5 protein-coding genes and 1 tRNA gene are annotated in these 5,866 nt (G+C 27.6%); 5 read left to right on the top strand and 1 reads right to left on the bottom strand.

Features of this window, described 5'->3' with window-relative positions; all coding sequences use genetic code 11:
- The first annotated feature begins 43 nt into the window (after positions 1–43).
- The 5 genes from KA468_RS10255 to KA468_RS10235 all read left to right on the top strand — a co-directional run bounded on the left by KA468_RS10255 (position 44) and on the right by KA468_RS10235 (position 4,071).
- Positions 44–117: transfer RNA gene (locus tag KA468_RS10255), tRNA-Asn, on the top strand.
- 44 nt (positions 118–161) lie between these two features.
- Complete coding sequence (locus KA468_RS10250; protein ID WP_291242843.1) at positions 162–449, top strand: GIY-YIG nuclease family protein; 288 nt, start codon at positions 162–164, stop codon at positions 447–449.
- A gap of 350 nt (positions 450–799) precedes the next feature.
- On the top strand, positions 800–2,383 hold the full coding sequence (locus KA468_RS10245) for a LuxR C-terminal-related transcriptional regulator (RefSeq protein WP_291242842.1): 1,584 nt from the start codon (positions 800–802) through the stop codon (positions 2,381–2,383).
- A gap of 120 nt (positions 2,384–2,503) precedes the next feature.
- Positions 2,504–2,812 carry a type IX secretion system membrane protein PorP/SprF gene (locus KA468_RS10240; RefSeq protein WP_291242841.1) on the top strand — a complete coding sequence of 103 codons (309 nt, stop codon included), beginning with the start codon at positions 2,504–2,506 and terminating at the stop codon, positions 2,810–2,812.
- A gap of 350 nt (positions 2,813–3,162) precedes the next feature.
- Positions 3,163–4,071 (top strand): helix-turn-helix domain-containing protein, encoded by a 909-nt coding sequence (locus tag KA468_RS10235; RefSeq protein ID WP_291242840.1) that lies wholly within the window; start codon positions 3,163–3,165, stop codon positions 4,069–4,071.
- Positions 4,072–4,086: 15 nt separating this feature from the next.
- On the opposite strand, the gene KA468_RS10230 is transcribed toward KA468_RS10235, so the two are convergent.
- Positions 4,087–5,256 carry a hypothetical protein gene (locus tag KA468_RS10230; protein ID WP_291242839.1) on the bottom strand — a complete coding sequence of 390 codons (1,170 nt, stop codon included), beginning with the start codon at positions 5,254–5,256 and terminating at the stop codon, positions 4,087–4,089.
- Positions 5,257–5,866: the final 610 nt, after the last annotated feature.

The raw sequence follows: 5,866 nt of genomic DNA, 5'->3' as shown, positions 1-5,866 counted from the left end.
AAAGAATAAAGTTTCATTAAAAATAAATTAACCATTAGGTTATTCCTTCTTAGCTCAGTTGGTTAGAGCATCTGACTGTTAATCAGAGGGTCCTTGGTTCGAGCCCAAGAGAGGGAGCAAAAGTCCAGCATTTATGTTGGACTTTTTTTATACAATAAAGTATGGATAATCTTGTTTACATATTATTTTCAAAAAAGCTGGATAAGTATTATATTGGTTTTACAGAAAATCTAGAACAAAGATTAACGTTTCATTCTAATGATTCTCAAACAAGAAAATACACTTATAACGCCGATGACTGGGAATTGATTTTCACAATTGAATGCTCATCGAAAAGTCAAGGATTGTCTATTGAGAAACACATAAAATCAATGAAAAGTAAAATTTATATTCAAAATTTACTTCGATATCCTGAAATAAAAATGAAGTTACTCGAAAAATATAAATAAGCATTTAACTGTTTAACTTCAGATCCGAAAGCTATCGGGATTGTTTCGTATCCAATACTTATGACCATAGCTATTGTTAAAAGGGATCAAATGTCCAGTAAAAACGCTGTTCTTTTTGTTTATACACAACATCGCCCACACCCTACAATAATTTAATATTTTCTAAATTTTAGACTTGTTGATTTAGTGAGATTTAAAAAACAATAGAATTAAAATAATTTATTTAGAATCCGTACCTTTGTAGAATTAATACTACAAAATACAATTATTTTAAATTTCATTGATTTATGCAAAAAATTAAATATCTTTTAATTTTCAATCTTTTTTTTGTGTGTGGTTATTCTTCAAGTATGCTACATTCAACTAACACTTATACCGTTTCAGATTCTACAAAGCAAAAAACAATCGAACCCTCAAAATTATTGTTCGCAAAAGGCATAAAAGCATATGAAAATCATGATTATAATACTGCCATTTCCATTTGGAAAAAGGTATTAAAAGTAAATGAAAAGAAGAAAGATAAAGAACTGAACTTTAGAGCTAAAGTTAACATTGGCGCTGCTTACAATGCAATTGGATATCATAAAACGGCTTCTCAGTATTTTATTTCTGTAAATTCAAATAAAACTAGCGATAAAAAAAAGGACATGTATTGGGTTAATAACATCAATATTGGTGTTTGTTATATGTCGTTGGAGCAATTTGATTTGGCAAAACAGTATTTTGATAACACAGAAGAATTTTCTCCTTACATTTCGTTTATAAAGAAACTAAATTTAGCTAAATGGTATGCTTTAAAAAATGATAAGGCTACGTTTTATGCTTTTCAAAAAGACATTTCTAAAGAAGTTGCTAATTTTCCTATGTATGAAAGTATCTGGGAAGAGTTACAACTTGAATTTTTGATAAATTGGAACGATAAAGAGAATCTAAAGGTTTTACTACAATCTTTGAAACCCAAGTACAAAACAAACAACTTGTTTTTAAAATTAAAAACCAACCAAGCCTTATTATTGGTAAACGAAAAACCTTTAGAATCTATTATAGAGATATTTAATTATGAGAATGAGGTTTTAGCTTCCAATGATTTATATTTAAAAAATCTATATTTTAAGTTTCTTAAAGAATTTTACTATAAAAGCAATGATATAAATAGCTATCATAAATTTGATAAATTGTGGGAAGAAAGCAATGAACAATTTGTGAAAGAAAAAAACATGCTGTATTTAGAAGACGCTAAAGTGGCACAAGATCTTGAGGAGTTGAAAACAAAATTTTCAGAAGTACAATTGAAAAATCAATTAATTGAAAATAAATTATCAAAAAGCACTTTATTATTTCAACTATCTATACTTATAATTATTATGGGTATTGGTATTATTTTCTTGATGGTTCGAAATTATAAAAAGAACAAAAAAATTCATACACTTAGCGTGATGCAGTCGAAAAATGAATTGGTTAAGAAAGAGTATGAAAAGATAGAGTTAAAAGAAAATTTAAAAGAAACTTCCGAAGAATTAAACACATCTATTTTAAATATTAAAAAAGTTGCGCTATTAAAAAAGCAATTGGAAAATATTGTGGATGAGAAAAACCCAAATTACAACGAAAAAGAAACGTTGAAGAAATTGAAGTTGTGCCTAAATTCTTTTTTTGATAATTACAGAGAACTAACTCAAATTATGCAAAAAAAATTAAATGTAGATAAAATAGTACATTTTATTAAGAAAGAATATCCAGATATTAACGAAAAAGAAACTAGAGTGATAGAATATATTGCCCTACAATTTACAACAAGAGAAATTGCCGTACTAATGGGAAAATCTGAAAAAAGTATTGAATATTATCGTTCTCAGATTAGAAAGAAGTTTGACATTAAAGCCAATACTAGTTTAGAAGAGTTTCTTATTATCTTAAATAAAACCAATGTGTAATATAATTAAATCAACCCTAAATTACTGTGAGTCCAACGTTATTTACTTGTTCAAATGTAGGATCTAATACATACCCTAACAGTAACAGACGCAAATAGATATGCTAAAACAGCAACAGATATGGCGCATTACTATTTATCTGCAGGAAGAGATTTCACACTTACAAAGCAAGTAAAACTTACACCTTCTATGATGATGCGTTATGTAAATGGCGCTCCATTTTCGGTAGATTTTACAGCCACTACAGTTATAGATAAAACGTTTCATTTAGGAGCAACATACAGAACAGATAAATCATTAGCAGGTTTAGCAAAGTTTAATGTAGCTACAAATTGGTTTTTAGGCTATGCTTACGAATACAGTTTAAGAAGCGAATTAGTAGGCAGAGCAAATGGTTCTAACGAATTTTATTTGCAATATAAGTTTTAAGCATCTTAAATAACAAATAAAAAGCCAGCAATAGCTGGCTTTTTATTTGTTTACAATTTTGAAAATCAAAAAAAATGGTTACATTTGAATTCACAATGGAACCAAGCTTCAACATATATGACTTATTTACAGCCTCATTGTTCGTTTTGAACATTTTTGTGGCGTTTATATTTTCTGTAAGAAATTATAAGGTAAGTCTTACACATAAATTGATAACAAGTGTACTTTTATTATTTTTACTAAGAACCTTTTCTATCCATTTATTTTTATCTAAAGAAATAGTTCATTTTCCTCATTTTCTATTATTAAGTTACTTGGTGACTAGAATAAGTATTCCAATATTATTTTTAATGATAGTGTTTGAAAAATACCAACGAAAATTTAAGTGGTACGACAGCATTCACTTTGTACCGGCGGTATTGTTTTTAGCCAACTATTGGAATTTGTATTCAAAATCTGCGCCAGAAAAACTAGAAATAATAGCCAAAATATACGAAAACGGATATAATTTTATATGGATGAATGGCTCGTTTTTATCAAACAATGCTATTATTTTTCTTCGTTTGGCGCCTTTTGTTTTTTATGTAATAGCAGCGCTAGTTCTTATTTTTGGAAGAAAAAAAGCCGTCAAATTAAGTACTGGTTTACAGGGTTTTTTAAAAATGTTATTGGTTTACATTCTTTTAAATATAATAGCTATAATAGCAACCAATGTTTTTAATGAAACCAACATAAATAGCGTTTACGGTACCAATATTATTGCTTTTATAACTTCTTTTTTTATATTGCTATCTTTCTTTTTTATCCCGAATTTTATTTATCATTCTTCTTTAATTAAACAGGCAACAAACACGGTGCCTTCTCCTAAAAAAGTATCTTATAAAAACAAAAGTTATAACTACATAGAACAAGCGGAGCAATACCTAATATTACACAAATCTTTTTTAAATCCAGAATTTACGATTACCCAATTAGAAAACGAAATAAAAGTACCCGCTAGACAAATAAGCAAAGCGATAAAATTAATTAGACAACAAAATTTCAATCAATTTTTAAATGAATTTAGAATAAATTATTTGTTAGAACAAGTTCCATTAGATACCGCTATTAACACCAACTTTCAGGATTTGGCGTATCAAATTGGTTTTAATAGTGCAAATAATTTTTATGCACATTTTAAAAGTAAAGTAGGATGTACTCCAAAAATCTATTTTGAAAATTTAAAAAAAAATGAAATCATCTCTAATGAAGACGACTAGTTTTCAAATGAAATATTAATTTTCCAAAGAATCAAAATACTCTTTAGGCGTAACGCCAGAGATTCTCTTAAAATTCAAATAAAAAGAATTTGTACTTAAATACCCCAGTTTTCTAGCAATAGCTACAAAAGAATATTTTTGCCATTGTGGGTTTTTTCGCATTTCATTTAATAAAAAATAGGTTTTTCTGTAATTGGCAAATTCAGAAAACTTTATTTCATACGCTTTTTCAATAATTACTCGAATTTTATATTCGGAAACATCTAGTTTTTCGGCTACATTTTTCTGACTAAAATCAGGATTTAAAAAAAACTGTTCTGCTTCAATTATTTTGGTAAATTGATCAAAAAGCCGTGTTTCTTCATAATTCAATTGCAGCTTTTTTGGAGATAACTTTGTAATTAATTCTAGTTCTAGCGGACTTGGCTCTTGTCGAGAATACGTAGGTTTAAGTATAGGTTTTTCTACTTTTTTAGGCGTATTGTAAAATAACCATTCCGGAGTAGCTAAAATTTTAAAGAAAACAATCAAATTAATTGTAGCATAAAGTACAGGCAACCAATTTGTAATACTATGCGTGTCATAATAATATAATACTACCATAATTGGAGGAAGATAATGAAATACCATATAGGTCATCATGAAATACATAAAGTACAATAAAGATTTAGAAACCACTTCTTTCTTTATTTTTTTTAATAGTATTCCAAACCATATAATATAAACGGTAGTTTGAAGTACAGAAAGTACAGGTAAAAAATAGTCAGGTAAAAAACCTTCTGCAAATCGTGCAATACTATTGGTTTCTAAGATAACCATTTTTTCTGAAGCGGATAATACAAAATAGTTGTAAAAATTAGCAACATAAAGCAAAACGGGTAAAAAATGCAACAGATCTAACCACTGAATTTTTTTACCATTTAAACTTTTATAAATGGCTAAAAACTGTATCGGCTGAATAAAAAACGCACACAACAATCCGGTTCTACTTAAATGTGGAAAATAGGAAAAAAAGTTATTTATTGCCAAAAAGTTAATAAAAAGCCCGTACGAAATTATTAAAAACTGAACCGATAATAGTTTTTTAAACACACTTTTATTCCAATTATAAAATAAAAAAACAAGAGCAAAAAGAGCACTACTAATAGTGGTGCCAATCTGTAAATAGTAAGCTAGTTTCTCCATAATAATGTTTTGTTTAACATTGCAAAAAAACATCTTTTTTATCCAAAAAAAGTAATAAATATAACTTATCATTCCTAAAAAGTAAAAAAACACGTTTTTTTTAAAAAAAAACGTGTTTTTTGTATAGGGTTTAAAAATGTATAAAATTTTCAGCATTTAAAGGTGTTAACAAAAAAAAGATAGGGTTATAAATAACGATTTTAACCGTGCTTTTAAGAAAATAGGAATCAAACTACAAATTTTTAACTGTAGAACTAATTCTACAAAATACCTTTGCAAAATAAAATAATAGGTAATTGTACATGACGCTATTTTACAAAAAAACAAATCATCTGAAAACTAATTCAGAAACCACTTTAAATTGCCACGAAACAGTTTTACAATTCAAATGTAAAAACGCTGTCATCGAAAATAATAAATCAAGCCTTTCTTACAAATATAATTTTAATTTTTTCAAATTAAAACAAAATTTTAATACCATTCCTATGAGTACCATTTTACCAACTTGTATTTCTCGTTTAGTAACTAACCGTTCACAACAAACAAACGGTTCTCACAACCACAACAATCCAATCAAGCACTTGATGCGTTCGTTTGCCTTGCTGTTCCT

It is taken from the genome of Flavobacterium sp. (genome assembly GCF_017985075.1).
Lineage (GTDB): Bacteria > Bacteroidota > Bacteroidia > Flavobacteriales > Flavobacteriaceae > Flavobacterium.
The sequence above is the reverse complement of the archived record's forward strand: the minus strand, read 5'-3'. Positions and strand labels throughout refer to the sequence as shown.

What these genes read in the sequence shown, in the direction of transcription:
- KA468_RS10250 (WP_291242843.1), top strand. Translation starts at nt 162, where the DNA reads ATGGATAATCTTGTTTACATATTATTTTCAAAAAAGCTGGATAAGTAT.
- KA468_RS10230 (WP_291242839.1), bottom strand. Translation starts at nt 5,256, where the DNA reads ATGGAGAAACTAGCTTACTATTTACAGATTGGCACCACTATTAGTAGT.
- KA468_RS10245 (WP_291242842.1), top strand. Translation starts at nt 800, where the DNA reads ATGCTACATTCAACTAACACTTATACCGTTTCAGATTCTACAAAGCAA.
- KA468_RS10235 (WP_291242840.1), top strand. Translation starts at nt 3,163, where the DNA reads ATGATAGTGTTTGAAAAATACCAACGAAAATTTAAGTGGTACGACAGC.
- KA468_RS10240 (WP_291242841.1), top strand. Translation starts at nt 2,504, where the DNA reads ATGGCGCATTACTATTTATCTGCAGGAAGAGATTTCACACTTACAAAG.